Origin of the sequence: Microbacterium sp. (assembly GCF_043427715.1) — a bacterium.
Taxonomy (GTDB): domain Bacteria; phylum Actinomycetota; class Actinomycetes; order Actinomycetales; family Microbacteriaceae; genus Microbacterium.
In genome coordinates, this window is sequence record NZ_JBHWTD010000123.1 from 58,626 (window position 1) to 83,242 (window position 24,617).

Annotated in this window: 20 protein-coding genes and 1 tRNA gene; 4 read left to right on the forward strand and 17 right to left on the reverse strand. The window is 68.2% G+C overall.

From position 1 onward, the window contains the following. Nucleotides 1-39 precede the first annotated feature (39 nt). On the reverse strand, nucleotides 40-3,447 hold the full coding sequence (locus ACHFGS_RS13290; RefSeq protein ID WP_394289544.1) for a pyruvate carboxylase: 3,408 nt from the start codon (nucleotides 3,445-3,447) through the stop codon (nucleotides 40-42). A 99-nt stretch (nucleotides 3,448-3,546) separates the two neighbouring features. Between ACHFGS_RS13290 and ACHFGS_RS13295 the strand changes: the two genes are divergently transcribed. After that, entirely contained in the window at nucleotides 3,547-4,374 is an 828-nt protein-coding gene (locus tag ACHFGS_RS13295; protein ID WP_394289545.1) for a ParA family protein, read from the forward strand. A gap of 118 nt (nucleotides 4,375-4,492) precedes the next feature. On the opposite strand, the gene ACHFGS_RS13300 is transcribed toward ACHFGS_RS13295, so the two are convergent. From ACHFGS_RS13300 to ACHFGS_RS13310, 3 genes are all read right to left on the reverse strand, one after another. After that, on the reverse strand, nucleotides 4,493-5,038 hold the full coding sequence (locus ACHFGS_RS13300) for a MerR family transcriptional regulator (RefSeq protein WP_394279101.1): 546 nt from the start codon (nucleotides 5,036-5,038) through the stop codon (nucleotides 4,493-4,495). A gap of 99 nt (nucleotides 5,039-5,137) precedes the next feature. Then, nucleotides 5,138-5,818, reverse strand: a complete 681-nt coding sequence (locus ACHFGS_RS13305) for a MerR family transcriptional regulator (RefSeq protein ID WP_394279102.1) — start codon at nucleotides 5,816-5,818, stop codon at nucleotides 5,138-5,140. Beyond that, the gene (locus ACHFGS_RS13310) at nucleotides 5,815-6,303 is read right to left on the reverse strand and encodes an FHA domain-containing protein (RefSeq protein WP_394279103.1); all 489 of its coding nucleotides are present in this window, start codon (nucleotides 6,301-6,303) and stop codon (nucleotides 5,815-5,817) included. The genes ACHFGS_RS13305 and ACHFGS_RS13310 overlap by 4 nt, the downstream gene beginning before the upstream one ends. 169 nt (nucleotides 6,304-6,472) lie before the next feature. Between ACHFGS_RS13310 and ACHFGS_RS13315 the strand changes: the two genes are divergently transcribed. Both ACHFGS_RS13315 and lpdA read left to right on the forward strand, forming a co-directional pair. Next, on the forward strand, nucleotides 6,473-7,039 hold the full coding sequence (locus ACHFGS_RS13315) for a copper resistance protein CopC (RefSeq protein WP_394279104.1): 567 nt from the start codon (nucleotides 6,473-6,475) through the stop codon (nucleotides 7,037-7,039). Between the two features lie 29 nt (nucleotides 7,040-7,068). Next, complete coding sequence (gene lpdA, locus ACHFGS_RS13320) at nucleotides 7,069-8,469, forward strand: dihydrolipoyl dehydrogenase (RefSeq protein WP_394289546.1); 1,401 nt, start codon at nucleotides 7,069-7,071, stop codon at nucleotides 8,467-8,469. A gap of 120 nt (nucleotides 8,470-8,589) precedes the next feature. Here the strand turns inward: lpdA and ACHFGS_RS13325 are convergent, their stop codons facing one another. Then, nucleotides 8,590-9,219, reverse strand: a complete 630-nt coding sequence (locus ACHFGS_RS13325; protein WP_394279106.1) for a CYTH domain-containing protein — start codon at nucleotides 9,217-9,219, stop codon at nucleotides 8,590-8,592. Continuing rightward, complete coding sequence (locus ACHFGS_RS13330; protein WP_394279107.1) at nucleotides 9,216-9,455, reverse strand: response regulator; 240 nt, start codon at nucleotides 9,453-9,455, stop codon at nucleotides 9,216-9,218. Before ACHFGS_RS13330 ends, ACHFGS_RS13325 begins: the two co-directional genes overlap by 4 nt. Before the next feature lie 102 nt (nucleotides 9,456-9,557). Between ACHFGS_RS13330 and ACHFGS_RS13335 the strand changes: the two genes are divergently transcribed. Next, entirely contained in the window at nucleotides 9,558-10,289 is a 732-nt protein-coding gene (locus ACHFGS_RS13335) for a glutamine amidotransferase (RefSeq protein ID WP_394279108.1), read from the forward strand. A gap of 18 nt (nucleotides 10,290-10,307) precedes the next feature. Here the strand turns inward: ACHFGS_RS13335 and ACHFGS_RS13340 are convergent, their stop codons facing one another. From ACHFGS_RS13340 to ACHFGS_RS13390, 11 genes are all read right to left on the reverse strand, one after another. After that, entirely contained in the window at nucleotides 10,308-12,803 is a 2,496-nt protein-coding gene (locus tag ACHFGS_RS13340) for a glycogen/starch/alpha-glucan phosphorylase (RefSeq protein ID WP_394279109.1), read from the reverse strand. A 98-nt stretch (nucleotides 12,804-12,901) separates the two neighbouring features. Further along, a complete protein-coding gene (locus ACHFGS_RS13345) occupies nucleotides 12,902-13,924 on the reverse strand; it encodes a YihY/virulence factor BrkB family protein (protein WP_394279110.1) in 1,023 nt (340 codons plus the stop codon). Between the two features lie 139 nt (nucleotides 13,925-14,063). After that, nucleotides 14,064-14,591 carry a prepilin peptidase gene (locus tag ACHFGS_RS13350; protein WP_394279111.1) on the reverse strand — a complete coding sequence of 176 codons (528 nt, stop codon included), beginning with the start codon at nucleotides 14,589-14,591 and terminating at the stop codon, nucleotides 14,064-14,066. A gap of 6 nt (nucleotides 14,592-14,597) precedes the next feature. Further along, the gene (locus ACHFGS_RS13355; RefSeq protein WP_394279112.1) at nucleotides 14,598-14,894 is read right to left on the reverse strand and encodes a DUF1905 domain-containing protein; all 297 of its coding nucleotides are present in this window, start codon (nucleotides 14,892-14,894) and stop codon (nucleotides 14,598-14,600) included. A 74-nt stretch (nucleotides 14,895-14,968) separates the two neighbouring features. Further along, complete coding sequence (locus ACHFGS_RS13360; protein WP_394279113.1) at nucleotides 14,969-15,958, reverse strand: aldo/keto reductase; 990 nt, start codon at nucleotides 15,956-15,958, stop codon at nucleotides 14,969-14,971. A gap of 224 nt (nucleotides 15,959-16,182) precedes the next feature. Next, complete coding sequence (locus ACHFGS_RS13365; protein WP_394279114.1) at nucleotides 16,183-17,445, reverse strand: MFS transporter; 1,263 nt, start codon at nucleotides 17,443-17,445, stop codon at nucleotides 16,183-16,185. A gap of 160 nt (nucleotides 17,446-17,605) precedes the next feature. Continuing rightward, on the reverse strand, nucleotides 17,606-18,253 hold the full coding sequence (locus tag ACHFGS_RS13370; protein WP_394279115.1) for a TetR/AcrR family transcriptional regulator: 648 nt from the start codon (nucleotides 18,251-18,253) through the stop codon (nucleotides 17,606-17,608). A 19-nt stretch (nucleotides 18,254-18,272) separates the two neighbouring features. Continuing rightward, complete coding sequence (locus ACHFGS_RS13375) at nucleotides 18,273-20,438, reverse strand: YhgE/Pip family protein (RefSeq protein WP_394279116.1); 2,166 nt, start codon at nucleotides 20,436-20,438, stop codon at nucleotides 18,273-18,275. Nucleotides 20,439-20,455: 17 nt separating this feature from the next. Beyond that, on the reverse strand, nucleotides 20,456-23,338 hold the full coding sequence (locus ACHFGS_RS13380; RefSeq protein WP_394279117.1) for a YhgE/Pip family protein: 2,883 nt from the start codon (nucleotides 23,336-23,338) through the stop codon (nucleotides 20,456-20,458). A 96-nt stretch (nucleotides 23,339-23,434) separates the two neighbouring features. Next, nucleotides 23,435-24,322 (reverse strand): hypothetical protein, encoded by an 888-nt coding sequence (locus tag ACHFGS_RS13385; protein WP_394289547.1) that lies wholly within the window; start codon nucleotides 24,320-24,322, stop codon nucleotides 23,435-23,437. Nucleotides 24,323-24,522: 200 nt separating this feature from the next. Continuing rightward, nucleotides 24,523-24,596 (reverse strand) — tRNA-Pro (locus tag ACHFGS_RS13390). Nucleotides 24,597-24,617: the final 21 nt, after the last annotated feature.

The following is a 24,617-nucleotide window of genomic DNA, read 5'->3' on the forward strand; positions in this document are numbered from 1 at the left end:
TCCAGGTTCATGGCGGGCGAGAACGCCCGACCAACCAGGTTAGTCTGCGGGCCGGATGACCAGCAAAAGGTCACCCGCCTCGACCTGCGCCGTTCCGGGGATCACGAGGCGCTCCACGACGCCGTCGACGGGCGCGGTGATGGCCGCCTCCATCTTCATCGCCTCGATGGATGCCACGGGCTGACCCGCCTGAACCTTCGCCCCCTCCTCCGCCTTCAGCGTGACGACACCGGAGAACGGAGCCGCGACCTGACCGGGCTTGGAGGTGTCGGCCTTCTCGGCCTGGCGGGCCTCGACCTTGACCTGGCGGTCGCGGACGGCGACGGGGCGGAGCTGGCCGTTGAGGGTGGCCATGACGGTCCGCATGCCCTTCTCGTCGACTTCGCCGATGGCCTCCAGCCCCACGTACAGCTGCACGCCGCGCTCGATCTCGACCACGTGCTCCTGGCCCGGGACGAGGCCGTACAGGTAGTCGATCGTGTCGAGGACGCTGAGGTCCCCGTACGTGTCGCGCACCTCGTGGAACGCCTTGGTGGGAGCGGGGAACAGCAGCCGGTTGAGCCGGTCGCGGCGGGTGGCCGAATCGGCATCCAGTGCCTGCGCGTCCTCCTCGGAGATCTCCGTCACGCCGACCTTGACCGAGCGGCCCGCGAGCACCTTCGAGCGGAACGGCTCGGGCCATCCGCCCGGCAGATCGCCGAGCTCCCCCGCCATGAAGCCGACGACGGAGTCGGGCACGTCGTACTTCTCGGGATTCGCTTCGAAGTCGGCGGGGTCGGCCTTCACCGCGGCGAGGTGCAGGGCGAGGTCTCCGACGACCTTCGACGACGGCGTCACCTTGGGCACACGGCCCAGGATGCCGTTGGCGGCGGCGTACATGTCCTCGATGAGCTCGAAGTCCTCCGCGAGCCCCAGGGCGATCGCCTGCTGGCGCAGGTTCGAGAGCTGCCCACCCGGGATCTCGTGGTGGTAGACCCGTCCGGTGGGGCCGGGAAGACCCGACTCGAACGGCGCGTAGAGATTGCGAACCGCCTCCCAGTAGGGCTCGAGGTCCGAGACGGACTGGAGGTCGAGGCCGGTGTCGCGCTCCGTGTTCGCGAGGGCCGCGACCAGCGCGGAGAGGGAGGGCTGACTCGTGGTGCCCGACATCGGCGCAGCGGCCGCGTCGACGGCATCCGCTCCGGCGGCACTCGCGGCCAGCAGGGTCGCGAGCTGTCCGCCGGCGGTGTCGTGGGTGTGGACGTGGACGGGCAGATCGAACCGCTCACGGAGGGCGGTCACGAGGCGCGATGCGGCGGCGGGCCGCAGCAGGCCTGCCATGTCCTTGATCGCGATGATGTGCGCGCCGGCCTCGACGACCTGCTCGGCCAGACGCAGGTAGTAGTCGAGCGTGTAGAGGTCTTCCGCCGGGTCGAGGAGGTTGCCCGTGTAGCAGATGGCCGCTTCGGCGACGGCGGTGTCGGTGGCCAGCACCGCTTCGATGGCGGGGCGCATCTGGCTGACGTCGTTGAGCGCGTCGAAGATGCGGAAGATGTCCACACCGGATGCCGCGGCCTCGGCGACGAAGGCATCGGTCACCGTCGTCGGGTACGGGGTGTAGCCGACCGTGTTGCGGCCGCGGAGGAGCATCTGGATCGCCACGTTCGGGAGCGACGACCGCAGCGCGTCCAGACGCTCCCACGGGTCTTCGCCGAGGAAGCGGAGCGCGACGTCGTAGGTCGCGCCGCCCCACGCCTCGACCGACAGCAGCTGCGGCGTCAAGCGCGCCACGTGCGGGGCCACGCGGACGAGGTCCTTCGTGCGGACGCGCGTCGCAAGCAGCGACTGGTGGGCGTCGCGGAAGGTCGTCTCGGTGACCGCGAGGCCGGGCTGCGCGCGGAGCGCGTCGACGAAACCCTTCGGGCCGAGTTCGAGAAGCCGCTGGCGGGACCCCGCGGGGGCCTCGGCGGTGAGGTCGACGGTCGGGAGCTTGACGCCGGGGTCGGTCTGCACGGGGCTCTCGCCGTGCGGGCGGTTGACCGTGACATCGGCCAGCCAGGACACGACCTTCGAGCCGCGGTCCTTCGACTCGCGGCCGTTGACCAGCTCGGGCCGCTCGTCGATGAACGCGGTGCTCAGGTCGCCGGCGACGAACGCAGGGTCGTCGAGGACGCGCTGCAGGAACGGGATGTTCGTCGACACACCGCGGATGCGGAACTCGGCGAGGGCGCGGCGCGACCGACGCACGGCGGCGGCGAAGTCGCGGCCGCGGCAGGTGAGCTTGGAGAGCATCGAGTCGAAGTGCGGGCTGATCTGCGAGCCCGCGGCGGTGGTGCCGCCGTCGAGACGGATGCCGGCGCCGCCCGGCGACCGGTACGTGGTGATCTTCCCGGTGTCGGGGCGGAAGCCCTGCGCGGGGTCCTCCGTCGTGATGCGGCACTGTAGCGCGGCGCCGCGGAGGTGGATGTCCTCCTGACGGAGGCCGAGGTCCTCGAGGCTCTCCCCCGCCGCGATGCGCATCTGCGACTGCACGAGGTCGACGTCGGTGACCTCCTCGGTCACGGTGTGCTCGACCTGGATGCGCGGGTTCATCTCGATGAAGACGACCTCGCCCGTACGGGGGCCCGCGGTCTCCAGCAGGAACTCGACCGTGCCGGCGTTCTCGTAGGAGATGGACTTCGCGAAGGCGACGGCGTAGTCGTGGAGGCTGTGGCGGATCTCGTCCGACAGGTTCGGCGCCGGCGCGATCTCGACGACTTTCTGGTGGCGGCGCTGCACGGAGCAGTCGCGTTCGAAGAGGTGGACGGTGCGTCCGCTCTTGTCGGCGAGGATCTGCACTTCGATGTGGCGGGGGCGCTGCACGGCCTGCTCGAGGAACACCCGGGCGTCACCGAAGGCACTGCCGGCCTCGCGCATCGCCTCCGCGAGAGCGGGGGGCAGCCCGTCCTTCGATTCCACGCGGCGCATACCGCGGCCTCCACCGCCGGCGACGGCCTTCACGAAGACGGGGAAGCCGATGTCCTCGGCTTGAGCCACGAGGGCGTCGACGTCGTCGGATGCCTCGGTGGAGCGGAGCACGGGGACGCCGGCCGCGATGGCGTGCTGCTTGGCGGTCACCTTGTTGCCCGCCATCTCGAGCACCGTTTCGGAGGGTCCGATGAACGCGATGCCGTTCGCGGCGGCCTTGGCGGAGAGTTCGGGGTTCTCGGAGAGGAAGCCGTAGCCCGGGTAGATCGCGTCGGCGCCGCTCTCGATCGCGACACGGATGATCTCGTCGACGTCGAGATACGCGCGCACCGGGTGTCCGACCTCGCCGATCTGGTAGGCCTCGTCCGCCTTCAGGCGGTGCAGCGAGTAGCGATCCTCATAAGGGAAGACCGCGACGGTCCGCGCCCCCAATTCATACGCCGCTCGGAATGCACGGATCGCGATCTCACCGCGGTTCGCTACCAGAATCTTGCGGAACATGCTCTCACCTCGACTGGGTGCAGGGGGCGCCACGACATCGGGGTCACCGGAGATGTGCTGAGTACCCTCTCAGCCTAGGGGAAGGTAACGTAGTGCCTCGTGCACGTACTCTCCGTCAGCTCCCTCAAGGGTGGTGTCGGCAAGACCACCGTGACCCTCGGCCTCGCCTCGGCGGCGTTCGCACGCGGGGTGCGGACTCTCGTCGTCGACCTCGACCCTCAGTCCGACGTGTCGACCGGCATGGACATCCAGGTGGCCGGTCGACTCAATGTCGCGGACGTGCTCGCGAATCCGAAGGAGAAGGTCGTCCGTCAGGCGATCACCTCCAGCGGCTGGGCGAAGGTGCACCCGGGCACGATCGACGTGATGATCGGCAGCCCGTCCGCGATCAACTTCGACGGCCCGCACCCGAGCGTGCGCGACGTCTGGAAGCTCGAAGAGGCCCTCGCGACCATCGAGGCCGACTACGACCTCGTCCTGATCGACTGCGCGCCGTCGCTGAACGCCCTCACGCGCACCGCGTGGGCGGCATCCGACCGCGTCATCGTCATCACCGAACCGGGTCTGTTCTCGGTCGCCGCCGCCGACCGCGCGCTGCGCGCGATCGAGGAGATCCGCCGCGGCCTCTCCCCCCGGCTGCAGCCGCTCGGCATCGTCGTGAACCGGGTGCGTCCGCAGTCGATCGAGCACCAGTTCCGCATCAAGGAGCTGCGCGACATGTTCGGCCCGCTCGTGCTGACGCCGCAGCTGCCCGAGCGCACGTCGCTGCAGCAGGCGCAGGGCGCCGCGAAGCCGCTGCACATCTGGCCCGGCGACTCCGCTCAGGAGCTCGCGGCCGACTTCGACTCGCTGCTGGACCGCATCGTCCGCACCGGTCGCATCCCCGTCGCCGGAACCCCGGGCGCCGCAGCGACCCCCGCGTCCTGACGCCACGCGATCCGCGCACGACTTTCTGACGTCCGCGTCATCGGACGTCCACCGCGCCGATGCTTCGCCGCGTGACGGCTCCGTCGATGCGCTTCCGATGAGCGGATGCCGGGGCGCGTCAGGCCGTGCGCGCGGCGCGACGAGCGGCGAGCTCGTCGACGGGGTCGATGGCCTGCGGGTCGAACTCGACAAGAGTCGTCTCCACCTCGCGCAGGACCTTGCCGACGGCGATGCCGAACACGCCCTGACCGCGGCTCACGAGGTCGATGACCTCGTCGTTGGAGGTGCACAGGTACACCGAGGCCCCATCGCTCATGAGCGTGGTTCCCGCGAGGTCGCGGATGCCGGAGGCGCGAAGCTGGTCGACGGCGACACGGATCTGCTGAAGCGAGATGCCGGTGTCGAGGAGGCGCTTGACGAGCTTCAGGACGAGGATGTCGCGAAAGCCGTAGAGACGCTGCGAGCCGGAACCGCTGGCGCCTCGAACGGTCGGCTCGACGAGCTCGGTGCGAGCCCAGTAGTCGAGCTGACGGTAGGTGATGCCGGCGGCACGCGCAGCCTGTGCGCCGCGGTAGCCGACCTCGTCGTCCATCGCGGGGAGGCCATCGGTGAACAGAAGCTCTGTCGAGAACTTCTGCTCGCCCAGCGCGTCATGCGCGGTCATCGTGACCTCCTGCGGTGTTCGGTTCTTCCACGCTAGAGGAGGGAACCTCACGCGGCAACGACATCCGACTCCCGGGCGTCGGCGTGTCGCACGAGCGCATCAGGGCGTCAGCCGATCCAGCGCGGTCTGGACGAAGATCTCGCGGATCTCGTCGATGCGACGGATGAGTTCGGGGCCGAGCTCGTTCGCCCGTGCGTGCGATGCGGAGTCGTTCCGGCGCAGGAGGGGCGCCATCGCACTCTCGACGAGCGCGACCTCGCGTTCTGCGGTCTGCCGGACGCCTCGGATGTGGCGCGGTTGGATGCCGTGGGCGTCGAGCGCCACGAGTGAGCGGAGCAGCGACAGCGCGCGCTCGTCGTACATCTCCGCGGGCGCGATGAGACCGGCGGTGATGGCGTCGTTCAGGAGCCCGGTGGGGGCCCCGGCCGTGGCGATGAGCTCGTCGCGACGGTACCGCCGCGTGGACGGCATGATCGACGCCGGCGGAGCGGGCGCAACCTCGTCGCCGTGCTCCTCGAGGTACTCACGGATTCGTGCGAGCGGGATGCCGAAGTCGCGCTGCATCGTGAGCGCGGTACGCAGCCGGTCGACGTCGGCGGGTGAGAACTTGCGGTACCCCGACTCGGTGCGGACGGGCGTCACGATGCCCTGGACTTCGAGGAAACGGAGTTTGCTCGCGGTGAGAGCGGGGAATTCGGGACTCAGCCGAGCCAGGACCTGGCCGATACTCAGTGACCCCGAGGACGAGGAACGTCCACGGGGCGCGGTAGCCGGGCTCACGCGCCGATCGCCCGCTCTGCCGGAGCGACGAAGAAGTTCAGCCGGAACTTCCCGACCCGCACCTCGGCACCGTCGACCAGGACAGCGCGATCGACGCGCTCACCGTTGACGTACGTGCCGTTGAGGGAGCGCTGGTCGACGAGCTCGAACACCGAACCGGTGCGGGTGATCTCGGCGTGACGACGCGACACGGTCACGTCGTCGAAGAAGATGTCCGCCTCGGGGTGACGGCCCACGGTCGTCACGTCGGCGTCCAGCAGGTAACGGGCACCGGCGGTCGGACCCGACCGGACGATGAGGAGCGCGGATCGAGCTGGAAGCGCATTGATCGCCTCCACCTCAGCGGCGTTCAACTCGCTGCCGAACGGCACGAACGAGAGGTCGGAGTCATGTCCGAACGTCTGGGTCGCGTCCACCAGGCGCGGGTGCGCCGACGTCTCAGCGTTGCGATGAATGTCGCCGCCGGGTCGGTGAGTGTCGTCCACGATGTCCTCCTCATTCCACACTAACTGATCACCGCGTCGATCTGGGAGACGCGTCGGCCTCGAGGCGAGCCATCGCCGGGGGTCGTCACCGGAGCGAGCATGGTAGCGCCGATACGGGGCAGATGACAGACCCTGCAAGCAAATGCCCCTCCCCTCCTACGCTCGTTCCATGCCTTCCGCCACGCCCCTGCGCCCAGGTCGCATCCTGTCGACCATCGCCCTCGCCGCCGCACTCCTACTACCTGCAGCACCGGCAGCCGCGCACGACGAGCTCGTCGGCTCCGACCCCGCAGCCGACGCCGTCCTCGGCGAATCCCCCGAGCAGATCACCCTCACGTTCTCGAACGCGCCCATGACCGAAGACGGCGCCACGGAGGTCGCGGTCTTCGACGAGGAGTGCTCACCTATCTCCAGTGCCGACCCTGTCATCTCCGGCGTGGAGATCACGCAGACGGTCGACTCCCCCATCGACGGCGCCGCCGTCGTGCAGTGGAAGACGGTCTCTAGCGACGGTCACCCCATCTCCGGGCAGTTCACGTTCACCGTGGGCGCCGACGGCGCGCGAGCGGCAGCCGGCGACTGCGTCGAGAGCACCGGTCAGCAGGCCGAGGGCGGCTCCGAAGGATTCAACGCCGTGCCGTACGCGGTGGGTGGCGGCATCCTGTTCGTCGGTATCGGCGTCGTCCTCGCGATCGCGATCGCGCGAGGCCGTCGAGGCGGCGCGACGAAGAGCTGACCGTTACGGCGGAGGACTAGTCTGGGACCATGCCTCACTACGACGTCGTCATCCTCGGTGCCGGCCCCGGCGGCTATGTCGCAGCCGTCCGTTCCGCGCAGCTCGGTCTGTCCACCGCGATCATCGAAGAGAAGTACTGGGGCGGTGTGTGCCTGAACGTGGGCTGCATCCCCTCCAAGGCACTCCTCAAGAACGCGGACCTCGCGCACACCTTCACCCACAAGGCCGACCTGTTCGGCATCAGCGGTGATGTGAAGTTCGACTTCGGGACCGCTTGGGACCGCAGCCGCAAGGTGGCCGAGACCCACGTCAAGGGCATCCACTTCCTCATGAAGAAGAACAAGGTGACCGAGTACGAGGGTCGCGGTTCCTTCACGGGCCCGAAGGCCATCACCGTCACGAAGTCGGACGGTTCGACCGAAGAGGTGACCTTCGACAACGTCATCATCTCGACCGGCTCCTTCGTGCGCTTGCTGCCGGGTGTCGAGCTCAGCGAGAACGTCGTCACCTACGAAGAGCAGATCCTCACGCGTGACCTGCCCTCCTCGATCGTCATCGTCGGCGCCGGTGCCATCGGTATGGAGTTCGCCTTCGTGCTCAGCAACTACGGCGTGAAGGTGACGATCATCGAGTTCCTCGACCGCGCCCTCCCCAACGAGGACGTCGAGGTCTCGAAGGAGATCCAGCGCCAGTACAAGAAGTACGGCATCGATATCCTCACCTCGACGAAGGTCGAGTCCGTCGTCGACTCCGGCGACAAGGTCACCGTCTCGTACTCCGCGAATGCCGATGGCGCGAAGGGCCAGATCGAGGCCGACAAGGTCCTCATGTCGATCGGCTTCGCCCCGCGCGTCGAGGGCTTCGGGCTCGACAAGACCGGCGTGAAGCTCACCGACCGCGGCGCGATCGAGATCGACGACCACATGCGCACGAACGTCGAGGGCATCTACGCGATCGGTGACGTCACCGCGAAGCTGCAGCTCGCCCACGTCGCCGAGGCGCAGGCCGTCGTCGCCGCCGAGACCATCGGCAAGGCGGAGACGCAGACGCTCGGCGACTACCGCAACATGCCGCGCGCGACGTTCTGCTCGCCGCAGGTCGCCTCGTTCGGCCTCACCGAGCAGCAGGCCCGCGACGCCGGCTACGACGTGACGGTCGCGAAGTTCCCGTTCTCGGCCAACGGCAAGGCCAACGGCCTGGGCGAGCCGGTCGGTTTCGTCAAGCTGATCGCCGACGCGGAGCACCTCGAACTGCTCGGTGGCCACCTCATCGGCCCGGACGTCTCCGAGCTTCTCCCCGAGCTGACCCTCGCGCAGAAGTGGGACCTCACGGCTCTCGAAGCCGCCCGCAACGTGCACACCCACCCGACCCTGTCGGAGGGCCTGCAGGAGGCGTTCCACGGCCTCGCCGGCCACATGATCAACCTCTGACATTCCGGCCTGTCGAGACGCTCGCGTTTCGACTAGCCTGACGGTCACTGCTGACGCCGCCCCAACGAAGCCGGGGGCGGCGTCAGTTCGTTTTCCCGCGGTGTCGCGGGTTCTGCGGCGTCAGACGCCGAGGGCGCGACCGAGTTTCGACTCGGATGCCGCGACCTCGCCGCCCGCAGCGCGGACGAGCTCATCGGCGCGCGCGAAGAACGCGGCACGTGCGGCGTCGTCTGCCGGTGCCGCAGGACCCAGTTCGAGCTCCCACTCCCGCCAGGTGGTCTCCCGACCGGAGCGCTCGTCGGTCGCGGTGACGCGGTCGTCGACGAACTCCGCCAGGAGCGCACCCGAGGCATCGGTGAGCGCGTACGCGGTGCGGGTGTTGCGGATGCGCGCGAGCACGCCGAACGGCGGCGCGGCGATCTCGGCGATCGCCGCGGCGACGGCATCCGGCACCACGATCTCGTCGTCGCCGGCTTCGGTCAGCGGCCAGCGCGACTCCGCCTTGCCCGCCGGCGTCACGCGCTTGACGTGCCACCCCTCGTCAGGCCCTCCGGTGCGGCGGCGGAGCGCGATCTTCGCGCGCCCGAGCCGCCCGTCCGGGGTGTCGAGGTAACGGGCGTCGAGCTCCCGGGCCTCCGCCTCCCCGACGCCCGTCACGCCGGGCAGGGAGCTCCAGTCGGGGATGGGGGTCGCTTCGTCGACGTCGTACTTCCGCTCGATCTCGAGCGAGTGCTCCCCTGCGGAGCTCACGCGCCGGTGCGGTCGTCGCGCTCGGATGCCGCGGGGTCGATGTCGCCTTCGGCCTCGACGAAGTGGTAGTCGGCCGAGGTCGGGCCGTCGCTGTCCCCGGTGTTCTGGTCGTCGCCGGTGCGCTCGTAGACCACCTGGGTCTCGCTGTACGGCAGGATCAGCTGATCGGTCGTCTCGCCCTCGAGGGGGATCACCTGTCCGTCGAGCGGGCCGCCGTGAAGTCGTGCAATTGCCATGTCGATGCACCTCCTGCTTCGACTCTAACGGCGGGGTCCGCCACCGCCGCCCCGGTTGCGGAGCCCGTCCGCACGGTGCTAACCGCCGCGTACGCTGGCGTGGTGAAGCCCTTCCTGCTCCTGGCCACGCGCGCCGAGGATGTCCCCGCCGATGAGGAGTACGAGCTCTTCCTGCGCCACGCCGGGCTGCAGCCGAGCGAGCTCCGTCGCGTGCGGCTGGAGCGCGACCGGATGCCGCACATCGACCTCGATGCCATCTCGGGCATCTTCGTCGGCGGCGGCCCGTTCAACGCCTCGGACCCGGAAGACCTGAAGTCGGCCGTCCAGCGCCGAGTCGAAGCGGAGTTCGCGACCCTGCTGACGGAGGTGGTCGCCCGGGACGCGCCGTTCCTGGGCGCCTGCTACGGCATCGGCACCGTGGGCGCCCACCTCGGCGCCCGCATTGACCGGCAGTTCGGTGAGCCGATCAGCGTCGTCGACGTGACCCTGACCGACGAGGGGCAGGCCGACCCGCTGCTGCAGGGCGTCTCCCCCACGTTCGCCGCCTTCGTCGGACACAAGGAGGCGATCAGCCGCCTGCCCGAGACCGCGACGCTCCTGGCGGGATCACCGGCGTGTCCCGTGCAGATGTTCCGCGTCGGTGAGAACGTCTACGCGACGCAGTTCCACCCCGAGCTCGACCTGCCCGGCATCCTCACCCGCATCGACGCGTATCGCGGCTACGGCTACTTCGCCCCCGACGAGTACGCCGACACCGTCGCCGCCGTCCACCGGGCCCCGGTGACGGAGACGGCGACGGTACTGCGGAATTTCGTCGCCCGCTACGCCCGCTGACGCAGCGGACCGTGCCGATCAGACCAATGGCGGCGTGTGCCAGATCCGATCGATGTAGTCGCGCATCGACCGGTCGGAGGAGAAGAACCCGCACCGCGCGACGTTGAGGATCGCTGACCTCGTCCACGCCTCGGTGTCGGCGTAGAGCGCGTCGACCTTCTGCTGTGTCTCGACGTACGAGGTGAAATCCGCCAGCGCCATGAACGGGTCGTGGTGCAGCAGGCTCGACAGCACCGGTTCGAACACCGATCCGTCGCCGCCGGAGAACACCCCGGACGAGATGAGGTCGAGCGCCTGCGCCAGGTTCTCATCGGCTCGGACGAAGTCGATGGGGTGGTATCCGCGCTCGGAGAGCGCGGCCACGTCGGGCTCGGTCATGCCGAACAGGAAGAAGTTGTCGTCGCCGACGAGCTGCCGGATCTCGACGTTCGCACCGTCGTCGGTGCCGATCGTGAGCGCACCGTTGAGGGCGAACTTCATGTTGCCGGTACCGGAGGCCTCCTTGCCGGCGAGCGAGATCTGCTCGGACAGGTCGGCGGCGGGGACGACCCGCTCCGCGAGTGTGACGTTGTAGTTCGGCGGGAAGAGCACCGCCAGGCGCCCCTCCACGCGGGGATCGGAGTTGACGACGCTGCCGACTGCGTTGATCAGGTGGATGATCCGCTTCGCCATGTCGTAACCGGGGGCTGCCTTCGCCCCGAACACGAAGGTGCGCGGCGTGATGTCGGCGGCGGCGACGCGCCCCGAGATGATCTGGTCGTACAGGTGCACGATGTGCAGGAGCTTCAGTGTCTGCCGCTTGTACTCGTGGAGACGCTTGACCATGACGTCGAGCATGTGCCCGTCGTCGACGGTGAGCCCGTCGCGGGCGTGCAGGGCCTTCGCGAGCGCGCGCTTGTTGGCCGCCTTCACCGAGGCGAACGCGCTCCGGAACTGCGGGTCGTCGGCGTAAGGCTCGAGTTCCTGCAGTCGGTCGAGGTCGGTGAGCCACCCCGGGCCGATCGTGTCGGTGATCAGCCGCGACAGCGCCGGGTTCGCGAGTTTGATGAACCGGCGCGGCGTGACGCCGTTGGTGACGTTCGTGAACTTGCCGGGGTAGAACTCGTCGAAGTCCGGTAGCACCTTCTCGCGCAGCAGCTGCGAGTGGAGCTCGGCGACGCCGTTCACCTTGGAGCCGGCGACGGTGGCCAGGAAGGCCATCCGCACGGCACCGTCGGGCGCGATGATCGACATCCGCCGGATGCGGTCGAGGTCGTCACCGTAGGTCGCGCGCACCTCGTCGAGGAACTCATCGTTGATGCGATAGATGATCTCGAGGTGGCGGGGCAGCAGGCGTCCCATCAGCTCGGACGGCCACACCTCGAGCGCCTCGGGCAGCAGGGTGTGGCACGTGTAGGCGAAGCACTCGCGGGTGATCGCCCACGCGGCATCCCATTCCAACTTGCGCTCATCGACGAGGACGCGCATGAGCTCGGGAACCCCGATGACCGGGTGGGTGTCGTTGAGCTGGAAGATGACCCGCTCGGGAAGACGCGTGATGTCGAAATCGCGCGGCAGGATGTGGTCGACGAAATCGCTGATGGATGCCGCGACGAAGAAGTACTGCTGCTGCAGGCGCAGCTCCTTGCCCTGCGGCGTCGAATCCTCGGGGTAGAGCACCTTGGAGATGTTCTCGGCGTAGGTCTGCGCGCGGACGGCTTCCTGGTAATCGCCGGCGTTGAAGACGCGCAGGTCGAAGCCCTGGGTGGCCTGCGCGCTCCACAGGCGGAGCGTGTTCACGCGACCGTTGTGGTAGCCGGGGACCATGTAGTTGTAGGGGACGGCCTGCACGTTCCATGCGGGAATCCACCGCGTGCGCGTGACGCCCTCGTCGTCATAGGTCTCGGTGTGGCCGCCGAAGGAGATCGTCTGCGCCGCCTCGGGGTGGGGGAACTCCCACGGCGAGCCGAGGGCGAGCCACGAGTCGGCCTGCTCGACCTGGCGGCCGTCGACGAAGGTCTGCCGGAAGATCCCGTACTCGTAGCGGATGCCGTAGCCGACGTTGGGCACGCCCATCGTCGCGAGGGAGTCGATGAAGCACGCCGCGAGGCGGCCGAGCCCGCCGTTGCCGAGACCGGGCTCGATCTCGAGGGCGCGCACGTCGTCGATGTCGATTCCGCATGCCGCGAGCGCCTCCCCCGCGATGGCGGTCAGACCGGTAGCGAGGAGGTTGTTGTCGAGCTGGCGGCCGAGCAGGTACTCCGCCGACAGGTAGGCGACCCCGCGAGAGTCGCTCCCCCGCTGACGCTGCACATCTTCGAGCCACCGCGACATCAGGTAGTCGCGGACGGTGGCCGCGAGGGCGAAGTAGCGGTCGTTCGGCGTGGATGCCGAGAGGGTGACGCCTCGACCGCTGTTCAGGTTGCGGAGGAACTGCGCCACGAAGCCGTCGACGGTCGTGTCGGGGGCGGTCACGTGTGCCAGCGCGAGGGGGTGGCTGGCCTTCGGGCGGGACACGGTGCTGTCATTCGTCACGTCATCGAAGGTACACACCGATGCCTGAGAACGTGAGTCCGCGGCATCCGTCAGGCGAACTCTTCACACGCGCGTGATGTGACCGGAACGTGTCAGGGTCAGCTCGTGCGGTCGCGTTCTTCGGCGAGAGCCTCGCGCGCGGCGTGCAGCTCGTCGGTGGCGGCGCGCACCTGGTCTTCGGCGGTCTGCACACGGCGTTCGATCAGTGTGCTGGCACCGTGGACGGCGCGCACCCGATCCTCCGACTCGAGCGTCCCCGCGACGATGAAGGCGGAGGCGATGAGGATGACCTGCGACGACAGGTTGATCCACAGCAGGAGCGCGATCAGCGAGGCGAACGACGCGAGCAGCGGGTTGGACGATGCACCGCCCACGAACAGGCTCGACAGCTGCTGCAGGACGGTGAGTCCGAGCCCGCCGAGGAGGGCGCCGGTCCAGAGTGCCCGCGCGGGCGGGCGGAGACCCGACAGCACCCGGAACAGCAGCGCGACGACCAGGGTGTCGAGCACGAAAGTGATCAGGACACCGACGACACCGCTGAGCACCTTCGTGAGCGGCGCCTCGGCGGAGACCCCGATCAGGTCGGCGACGATCCCGACTCCCGCGGTGCCGACGATCGTCGCGGCAGCGGCGGCGGCCAGGCCCGCGCCGATCGCGATGGCGAGGAGGAGGTTCCGCCCCAACACGAGGAGGAAGAAGGTGTCGTCATGCACCTTGTCCGCGATGGTCCGGATCGCGAGGCGGAGCGAGCCGATCGCGCCGATCGCGGCGCCGATGAGACCGATGAGCGAGAGTGCGCCCGCGAAGGAGAGCCCGATGGGCTCCTTCAGGTCGTCGGGGTCGATGAGGTTGCCGGAGCCGATGAGTCCGGGGATCACGCTGTCGACGGCGTCGATCAGCGCCTCCCACGCCGTCGGGTTGCCGGCGAGCCACAGTGCGGCGATCGAGAAGCCGAGCAGGACGCCGGCGAAGACGCTGAACAGCGTGCGATAGGTCACGCTGTCGGCGAGCATCGGCCCGCGGTGCTCGCTGTAGCGGAGGTACGCCCGCACGATGCGCAGTGAGAGCGCCCACGCGATGATCCGCGCGAGGAGTGTCTTCTTCTCGGTGGTCTCGGTCATGTCTTCGCTCCTCGCCGTCGTGCCCGAGCGGGATGCCGCACGCCCAGGCGGCCGCCACGTTACCGATGAGCGGGCTGGGGCTTCATCCCCTTGCGCGCACGCCCGGGGCGTGTAACCGATCCCTGGTGAGGGACCTCGTTCAGATGGGGAAGGCAAGCAGCCGCGAGGCGATCTCCGCTCCGAAGAGAATCCCGATCCAGGCGCCGAGGAGCATCCACGGCCCGAAGGGCAGCGCGGTCTTCGCCGAGGCGCGGCCGAACACGATCGCGCCGACGCCGTAGAGACCGCCGAGGACGAAGCCCGCGATCGCGCCGACGGTGAGCGCCTCCCAGCCGGCCCAGCCGAGGGCCAGCCCGAGCACGCCGGCGAGTTTGACGTCTCCCCCACCCATGCCGCCCGGTCCGAGTGCGCGCAGGAGGAGATAGAAGGCGAACAGGAGGATGCCGGACACCGCGGCGCGCAGCAGCCCGCCCCACGGCGCGCCGAGGAGGCACGCCACCAGGAAGCAGGCGCCGAGCACGAGGTAGCCGGGAAGAACCCAGGCGTTCGGCAGCCGGTGCGTGCGGACGTCGACGGTGGCGAGCACGACAGACGTCAGCGCGAGCCAGAGGTACCCGAGCACCACCGCGATGACAGCGCCGGTCGGCAGGCCCTCGAGCAGGTTCACCGCCGACTACCCGTCGAGGACATCGAGATGCACCGGCACCGCATCGCCCTCCGAGATGGCCTCCGCCTCGCGGACGGCGCGCTTGATCGGGAGGACATACGTCCCGCGCTCGGCATCGGGGAAGATCGAGGTCCGCCAAGAGGAGCCGCCGATGGACGCCTGCACCGGGACGGAGCCGAAGCCGCGTCCGAGCCGCGGCACCTCTCGGACGTCGAGGCTGAGGGGTTCGGGGAGCGCGACGAAATACCAGGCATCGGTTCGGGCCTGCCAGCGGAACAGCTCGCCCTCGAAGTCGACGATCATCGTGCCCCCTTCCGCGTCCACCGTAGTGGCGGCGTGGTGTCGCCGGCCAGGCGTGTCCCCAGGTCAGCCCGCGGTCACCACTGGGGGTGGATGTCGGCGCGCAGCAGCCGGTCGTACACCTCGTGGACCGCGGCGTCGAAGCCCCTGAGATCGGTGCACTCCAGCAGCGCCGCGGCGGCGGCGTTCGCCCGCGCCTGACGCACGTTGCGGGCGCCCGGGATCACCGAGGTGACGCCGGGGAGCGCTGCGATCCACGCGAGTGAAGCCGCCGGCAGGGAGACCCCCTCCGGGAGTGCGCGGGTGAGCTCGGATGCCGCGTCGAGACCGGTCTCGTAGTCAACGCCCGAGAAGGTCTCGCCGCGGTCGAACGCCTCACCGTGGCGGTTGAACGACCGGTGGTCGTCGGCGGAGAACTCCGTCTCCCGGGTGTACTTGCCGCTCAGCAGACCGGAGGCCAGCGGCACGCGCGCGAACACGGCGACCCCCGCCGCGGCCGCGTCGGGCAGGACCTCGTCGAGCGGCTTGAGGCGGAACGGGTTGAGGATGATCTGCACGTTCGTGACGTTCGGTCGCGCGATGGCGGCGAGCGCCTGCGCGGTGGTCTCGACCGAGACGCCGTAGGCGGCGATCGACCCGGCCGCGACGAGGTCGTCGAGCGCGTCGTACGTGGCATCCGCGTCGATGACCTCCGACGGCGGGCAGTGCAGCTGCACCAGGTCGAGCGTGTCGACGCCCAGGTTGCGGCGGGAGCGGTCGGTCCAGGCGCGGAAGTTCTCGGCGCTGTAGTTCTCGGGCTCCTGCGGCATCCGCCTGCCCATCTTCGTGGCGACGGTGACGCCGTGCCCGGGACGTGCGGCGAGGAAGCGGCCGATGAGCGTCTCACTGCGCCCGTCGCCGTAGACGTCGGCGGTGTCGAACAGGGTAACGCCGGCGTCCAGTGACGCCTCGAGGACGGCGAGCGCATCCTCTTCGGACACGTCGCCCCAGTCGGCACCGAGCTGCCAGGTGCCGAGACCGATCGCGGAGACGACGCGGCCGGTGCGGCCGAGAGTGCGCTGCTGCATCCGTCCAGGCTAGCGAGGTGAGCGGCCCCTGCTCTTCTGGAAGGCGATGACGGCGCCTTGGTTCCCGCGCCGAACACGCCGTCGACGGTCACGCTGTGACCCCGGCCGCGCAGTCCGTGCTGCAGGATGACGACGGCAGCCTCTTCGCACTCCCCTGCTGCAGCGTGGGGGCGGGCTGCCCGGTGAGGTTCTTGCCGTAGGTGCCGATCGCGCTCTTCGCGCCGTCATGCCGCCGGCGCGGCATCCCCCTCATCGACAGGTTTGGCTGCGGCGATGTGCGAGATCGGGCGCCACACCAGCAGCAGCGTGATCGCAGAGCCCACGAAAGCGAACCACCACGGGGCCGTGGGCCCCCAGAACTGCGCGATGACGCCGCCGAGCGCCTGACCGATGACGAGGCCGCCGAAGACGCCGACCATGTTCACCGAGGCGATGCGGCCCTGCAGGTGGCGCGGCACGAGCCGTTGGCGCACCGTCGTGGAGATCGTCCCCCAGACGAACGCGTACGCGCCGAACGCGAACATGATGATGAACGCGACGACGCCCGAGGTCGTGAGGGCGAACGCAAGGTGCATGAGCACTTCGGCGGTGAGCACGACGCGCATGAGGACGGTGAAGGAGAAGTGCCGCTCCAGCCAGCCGAAGCCCGCGACCGAGAGCAGTCCGCCGAGGGCGGATGCCGTGGTCAGGGCGCCGTAGCCGATCGGCCCCATCTGGAGGTAGTCGGTCGCGTACAGGACGAGCACGCCCCATGGCGCGGCCCATGTGACGTTGAACGTCAGGATGATGATGACCAGGGTGCGGACGGGTGGGTTCCGCCACAGCCACCGGACGCCTTCGAGGATGTCCACGTGCACCGGCGTGCGAGGACGCGGCTCGGCGTCGTGTGCGCTCACGGTGGTGCGCGCGATGCGCGAGATGAGGACGACGGCGAGCGCGACGCACACCGCCTGGACGGCGAAGGGCCAGAAAGATCCGAGGGCGAAGAGGAACGCTCCCAGCGGCGGACCGCCGAACTGGTTCGCGACGAGATATCCGGCCTGGAGTCGAGCGTTCCCGATGCCGAGGTCGGCTTTGCGGACCATCATGGGCAGGAGGGTGCTGCTGGTGGTGTCGACGAATACCTCGGCGCAGCCGTAGAGGAACGCGACCGCGAGCACGATCCCGATGTTCGCGACGCCGGTCGTGAGGAAGACGCACAGGGCGACGAGGATCAGCGCCCGGATGCCGTTGGCGCACATGATCAGCACGCGCCGGTCGACCCGGTCGGCGATCGCTCCCGCGTGGAGGCCGAAGAGCAGCCACGGCAGGAACTGCAGCAGTGCGCCGGATGCCACGAGGATCGGCGAGTCGGTCATCGACGCGATCAGCAGCGGCGAGGCGGCGAGCGCGATGCCGTCGCCGATGTTACTCGTCCACGACGATGCCAGCAGCCAGCGGAAGTCGCGTCCGAGACGTCGCGGCGCGATCCACTCTCCGAAATTCACCGAACGAGCTTACGTGGGCGACCCGCGGCGGATGATGCGACATCTCCTCGATGGAGCGGACCGAGCCGATCGCGATGGCCGAGTCATCGAGCGCTTCGAACGTCTCGAAGCCGTCGGCTGTCCGGCTCGCCTCCACGACGATCACGTCGATCGGTTCCGATCATGCTTGGGCCACGATGTCGGGGTTCGACGCGATGAGCTCGGCCTGCTCGGTCCACGACAGGCCCACGATACTGAGCACGACTCGCGCGATGGCCGACGGACCACTCTCCGCGTCCAGGCGAGTCTGGCGCAGAGTGGCGCGGGCTGTCTCTTCGATGAGGATGGCGAGGACTTCGGGCGAAACGTCTCTTCGGAAGGCCCCCGCTGCCGTGCCGGTATCTGTGAGCTCGCGGATTCGTCGTCGAAGGGGCGCGAGCGAACGGACTGTGTCTGCGACATGGGCATCACTGAGGGCGATATTCGCGGCAGCGCGCACTGCTGAAGCTTCGCGCCAAAGGCGCACGGCGAGGCGGGCCAAAGCGACGCGCGGGTCGGTGTCGTCGATGACGTGGGCGATCGCATTGAACCGCTCAGCGCCGAGCGCGATGACCTCTCTCAGCAGGGTGTCCCTGTCGGGGAAGTGGCCGTAGAGAGCCCGTCGCGACAGTCCGGCTGCTTGCGCGATGGTGTCGAGGGAGGCCTGCGGATTCTCCGCGAGCACGGCCTGCGCAGCGTGCAGGAGTGCTTTGTGATTGGTTGTGGCGTCACTTCTGCGCTCGCGCGTAGGAACCGATTCCGGCCAGGCGGGAGACTCTTGCGTGGACATGATCACCTCTCGCGGACGCTCACATGAGCTTGGTTGATTCAAGCGCCTCCGACATGCCCCGGTTGTATGCGATCAAGGGCCGCCGCAGCACCAGGCCGAGCAGCAAGGTCGGGACGATGAAGAGGGCGAGGAGGAGAAGCGAAATCCAGAAGTCCGCCGCGTAGACGCCGGCAATCGCCGATCGCATGGCCTGGATCGCATAGGTGGCTGGCAAGAACGGGCTGATGTTCTGGAACCAATCCGGCAGCAGCTGGAGAGGGTACGCGCCGCCGGATCCGGAGATCTGGATGACGAGGAGGAGCACGCACAGCGCCTTTCCGGCATTGCCGAACATGACGACCGCGGTGTAGACGATGAGGGTGAAGACGAGGGAAGTCAGCCACCCGGCGAGGACCATGAGCAGTGGGTGTGCAGGCTCGATACGGACGAACAGGATGAGCCCGAGGGTGAGGAGCGTGCTCTGGGCGAGGCCGACGAGTCCGAAGATGCCATATCGCCCGAGGTACTTCTGGGTCGTGGTGAGTTCGGGGGCGCCAGGAAGCGTGTTGTGGTTGACGTCGACGCGGATAGTGACTGTCATCAGCAACGCTCCGACCCAGAGCGCGAGGATGGTGTACAGGGGCGCCATGGCAGCGCCGAAGCCGGCGACGGGAAATACCGCCGTGCGGTCGACCCGGACGGGTTCTGCCAGGGAGGCGGCGAGGACGCCGGGATCGCCTCCGATGATGTCGCGGAGTTCGCTGAGATCACCGGTGTCCGCTGCGGTTCCGAGCGCCCGGTCGAGCTCGTCGAACCGGTCGGCCAGTTCACCCAGTGAGGTGGAGATCCCGTTTGCGATGGTCTTTCCCCGGTCGAGGGCGGTCATCACGGAGTCCGATGAACCCGACAGGCTCGAGGTCACGCCGGCAAGGTCGTTGGACACGATGGAGATGTCCGAGTCGAGCCGTGAGAGCGTCGAAGACAGGAGGTCCAGTTGCGGCTTCAGTCCGTCGGTGTATGCGCTCTGTGCGTTCTGTACGGCGGTCTTCGCATCGGCGATCGTGGCGAGGATCTCCTGGTGAGATTCCTGCTCGGAGGCGTTGTCGTCCTGGATGTCCTGCGCAGCTTGGACGAGACTGTCGTGCACAGCCTGCTGCCTGGCGATCGCGTCGTCGAGGGCGGCGATGACGGTATCAAGGGCGCCTTCCGCGGCCTCGGGCAGCGTGGGCCGAACCTCGGTATCAAGGGCATCGCGAATGGTGCGGTATCGGTCGACCTGGTCCTGGACTCGTGCCGCTAGGTCAGCGAGCACCGTCACGCGATCGCCGCTGAGGGAATCCATGTCCACGTAAAGGTCGTCGATGCGATCGCCGACCGCGTTGTAGCTGTCGGTCGTCGCGGACAGGGCGTCGGAGACTCCTTGGGTGGCGGTGCGCAGAGCGGAGGCGAGGGACTCGACCGCGTCGCTTCCGCTGCCGACGGCGTCGGAGGCGTCGCTGAACGCGCTTCCTGCCGTGTCGACGAGTTGGGAGGCGCTGTTCACCACGGGGATGCTGGAGTCAAAGAGGGCGGAGAACATGTCGGCGGTCTGCGCACTCGACCGCAGCTGCGTCGACATGCTGGCCACTCGTGCTTGGAGCCGGGTCAGTGCGGCCTGGGTGTCGTCGTCGGTGAGGTAGTCGGATAGGGAGGAGAGCAGGCTGAGCGCGATCTCGCTGAGGGTCTGGGTGAACGTCTCGGTGATCTGCGCGGACACACCGTCGGCACCCTGTCCGGTGATCTTGGGAGCGAGGGCGTTCTTCTTCTCATTGGTGTATAGCGCGATGTCGGTGTGCTCCGCACCGTCGACGTAGAACGTCATCATGTCGGTACTGAAGGATGGCGGAAGCACGATCGCGGCGTAGTACGCACCCGACTTCGTACCGTCGATCGCATCATCTTCGGTCGTGATGACCCAGTCCAGATCGTCGTTGGCGCGCAGCGCGGACAGGACCTGCTCGCCGACGTTGATCCGGACCGGAATCAGGTCGCTCTCGTAGCCGGTGTCGGTGCTGGCAACGGCGACCTTCAGGTTGCTGGTGTTCGCGAACGGATCCCAGCTGGCGATCACGTTGAACCAGGTGAACAGGGACGGGATCACGACAAGACCGAAGATGACGATGCACGCCATCACGTTCTGTGTCGCGTGACGAACGTCGCGCCCCACCAGTCGCAGGATGACCCTCACGGCTGCTCCCCCTTCTCCGCAGGGCCGTCGTCCTCTAGCTGCGCTCCGCCCTCGTTCCCATCCGATTCCGCGGGCTCATCGTGGCGCGCCGCGTTTGGGGTCGTCGGCTCGGGCACGCCAGCGTCCGCGTGGGCGGAGTCGTCGGCTGGGGGCTCACCCTGGAACCACGTCGCTATGACATCATCCACGTCAGGGGCGTGCCCATCCGTGTCGCCGGTGGCAGCGATGTCGGCGGACGGGCATTCCTGGAGGGGATCACCGGAGCTCAGATCCTCTGCGAGCAGATGTTGCGCGCCGGGAACGGACTCGCGTCCCGTGAGCACCTCTGAGGAGACGACGGTGGCGTGCGCCTGCGCACCACCGGCGAAGACCGCTTGGCGCAGGTCGGCGTCATCGAGCTCGGCGATTTCTCCGGCTCGCGCGAAGCTCCATCTGGCGTACTCGATGGCGACGAGGAACCCGATGACCAGAAGGCACCAGAGGGTTCCTATGCCCAGCAGGAGCGCCTTGACGTCGGCGAACGTGACAGCGGCGGCGGCGAGCAACGCGAGCCCCGTGAACCCGACGACCAGGGTCGCCCGCAGCAGCACAGGATAACGGTGTGTGAACGGGCGGGCCCGGCGGGTGAGCTCGTCCCGGTAGGCGCTGCGGTTCGAGAGTGCGTGGATGATCTCGCTCAGCCGGTAGCCACTGCCGGCGACCTGGACGTTCTCGCCGATCAGCAGGTCGGTTGCGGCGACCTCGCGGTTGAACAGGATGTGGAGGCTGGCGAGTCTGCGCCGCAGGACCAATCCGAGCAGGAACGCGAGGGCGACGAAGACGGCGAGCATCCCGAGGAACCGCCAGTAGTGGCCGCCGTAGAACCCGGCGATCGTCTCCCGCATTGCGTCGATGCCGTAGGAGAACGGAAGCAGGGGATAGATCGCGCGGAAGAAGTCGGGCATCAACTCGATCGGGTACAGCCCTGACGCGCCGGGGATCTGCATGATCACCAGCAGGATGCACAGACCTCTCCCGACATGCCCGAACGCGACGCAGAGCGCGTAGATGATGCTCACGTACGCCAAGGCGATCAGCACAGCGGTCCCCACGAAGGCGACGGCGCTCACGGTCTGGACACCGATGACGAGGTTCCCGATCGAGACCACCAGCGCCTGTCCGACAGCGAGCAGCGCGAACAGGCCGAACCGTCCCAGGTAGGCCTCGCGGACCGTGACGCCCTCAACACCTTCTGTGTCAACCTCGATCTTGAAGATCACCATCAGCACGAACGCACCGATCCACAGCGACAGGTTCGTGAACAGTGCCGCCATCGCGGACCCATAGGAGGACACCGGGAACATCGTCTGCTCCTCGACGACGACGGGCGAGGCGATGAAGCGGGCGATGTCGTCCGCGTCCAGTCCGGTGATCGTGCCGAGCGCACCCCACTCCGCTGCGGCGGCGACCGCTTCGATATCGGTGCGCGCGGCCTGCAGGTTCGACTCGACGCCGGTGATGTCGGCGTCGAAGCTGTCGAGCGCCGTCGAGGTGGATGCCAGCTGCGTATCCGCGCTGCGCAGCAGGCCGCCGACTTGGGTGAGTACTTGCCGCTGTGAGGCGACCGCCGCCGAGAACTCTCCCGCACTGGAGGACAGGCGGGCCATCGCGCTGTTCAGCGCCGGAAGGTTCTCGGTGAGCACTGTCCGCAGATCGGATGCCGCAGTCTGCGTGCCTTGCGCCGCCTCATCGACGGCATCGGCAGCCGCCTGCAGCCCCTGGATGGTGTCGCCGGTGCCGGCGCTCAGTTGCGACAGATCCGCGAGGAGTTGCTGGTCGGCAGCGTTTCGCTCCTGCAGCGCCTCGATCACCCCGGACAGACGCTGCTGCGTCTCAGGATCCAGATCGAAGTTATTCATCAAAGCCTGCACCTGCGCGATCGCGGCCTCGTTCGCCTTGAGGACGGTCTCGACGTTGTCGATCGCCGCGTCCACATGCAGCCCTGCAGCAGTCAGAGCCCCCGTCACCTGGGTGATCGAGGAGTTCGCGGAGGCGGAGGCATCCGCGAGCAGTGTCGTGCCTTTGAGGTACGCGGCCGTTGCGGCATCGGTGAACCCGATCACCTGCTCCTGTGCGTCGGCGATGATCGACTGAGCTTCCGCTGTGGCCTGCTGAACGTCCGCCAGCGTCGTATCGAGATCCGTGAGCGTGTTCTGGGCGGCCGACAGCGTCGCGCGAGAACCGGCGATCCCGTCCTGGAGGTCGGTGATACTGCTCCGTGTCGATGCCAGTGACTGCGAGGTGCTGTCGAAGGTGTTCAGCGCGTCGTCTTTCGCGGTCAGCAACCGTGACTCGACGTCATCTCCGGCATCCCTCACCGCGTCTGTCGCAGCCAGGGCGACCTGTTCGGTGAAGGCGGCCGTGATCTGCTGGTCGAGCTGGGATGCCCCGACATCGGTGATCTTCGGCGCGATCGCGCTGGCCTTCTCGTTGACGTAGTACTGCAGCGCCGGCTGGGTGAACTCGCCGCTGGTGATGCTGAGGAGATCCTCGCTGAAGTCTGCGGGGATGACGATTGCCGCGTACACGTCACCGCGCCGGACGGCCTCGGCGGCCTCCTCCTCGCCCATGAAGACCCAGCCGAGCTGATCGTTCTCCTCGAGCTGCGCACTGACCTGATCACCGACGTTCAGCGCCCCGGTCAGCTCCGACGATGCGCCCTTGTCGAGGTTCGCCACTGCGACGCGAATGCTCTCAGTGTTCGCGTACGGATCCCAGAACGCGTTGATGTTGAACCACGCATACAACGCCGGCGTGATCAACACGCCGATCACGATGATCCACGCCTTCCGGACACGGATCAGTCGGGTGACGTCCCTCCTGAAAACCCGCCAGCTCATCCGCACCACGCAATCATACGCAGTTTGCACAGCTCTGTGCACGTTAACGAGTGGAACGGCTGGCCGACCATACTGGCAAGCCCTCCCTGCCCGCGGTCAAGGCAGCGCCGGAGTCCAGTCGGGTTCGGGTGCGGACGCCGTGTTGGTTGAACCAGAGGAGGTGTACGTGACCCCGTCGAGGAAGAGCTCCACGGTGTAGCTGAGCTCGTCCGTGACACCGATGGAGGCAACCTGCTCTGCCGTGAGCCGGGCGTGGAGGGTGAGGTCGCCGGGTTGGTCGCACGCCCACGCCGGGGTGAAGAGCTCCACCGTCGCTTCCCCGTCGTTCCCCTCGAGGGTGGCGGTGGCCTTCACCGCAGTGAGGGGCGTCTCCACCCCGAGGAGTCCGAGGGTGACCGACCCGTCGCTTCCGTCGGGGTAGGCGGTGATGTCGAGGTAGCTGGCGGCGGGCTCGTCGACATCGGTCTTCGTCGTCCATTCGACGTACGCCTGCGAAGCACCCACAGTCCCGCCGAACGGCAGTCCGGGTCCACTGGCCGCGTTGAGCCACAGCGCGTACGTGCCGGCGGCCGACCGGTTCGAGACCTTCCACCATCCGTTCCCGAGGTCGGTGATTTCTGGCTCACGGCGCTCCGGGCCGCATCCCACGGGATCTCCGCCGCGCTGCTCGGCGAAGAGCATCCAGCCGTCCTGCCGGACGAAGACGTAGAGCTCGTCGCCGCTGATCGTGGGGGTGCCCTCGGGCATGCCCTCGTACCCTGCTTCTTCGGTGAGGGATTCGAGGTGCAGCTCGGTGTCGGCGGTGCGCACGATGAGGTCGTCTGGTTCGGGGGTGCCGGCGGTCTCCGTCGCTGCCGGAGTGGGGACCCCCTCCGGGGCGCGTTCGATGTTCTTCGGCCCCGTGGAGATGCAGCCGGCGAGCGCGACCGCGCTGACGGCGGCCATGACGATGAGGGCAACCTTGCGGATGCTGCGGTGCGTCATCGTCGTCTCCCCCGGTTGTGGCCTCACCGTATCGCGATGTTCCTGTTCGTGGTCGGTTGTGCCACACCGTGACGCTGAAAGCGAGAAGGGCACCGGCGCGAAGCCAGTGCCCGTCTCTTTTCTCGAACGCGGTGCTCACGGCCCTCCGGGCGGGAAAAGCAGAAGGGCCGACCAGTCGGCCGACCCTTCTGCTTTTCCGGTCGGGATGACAGGATTTGAACCTGCGACCCCTTGACCCCCAGTCAAGTGCGCTACCAAGCTGCGCCACATCCCGGACGTCGTCCTCGCGGACAAC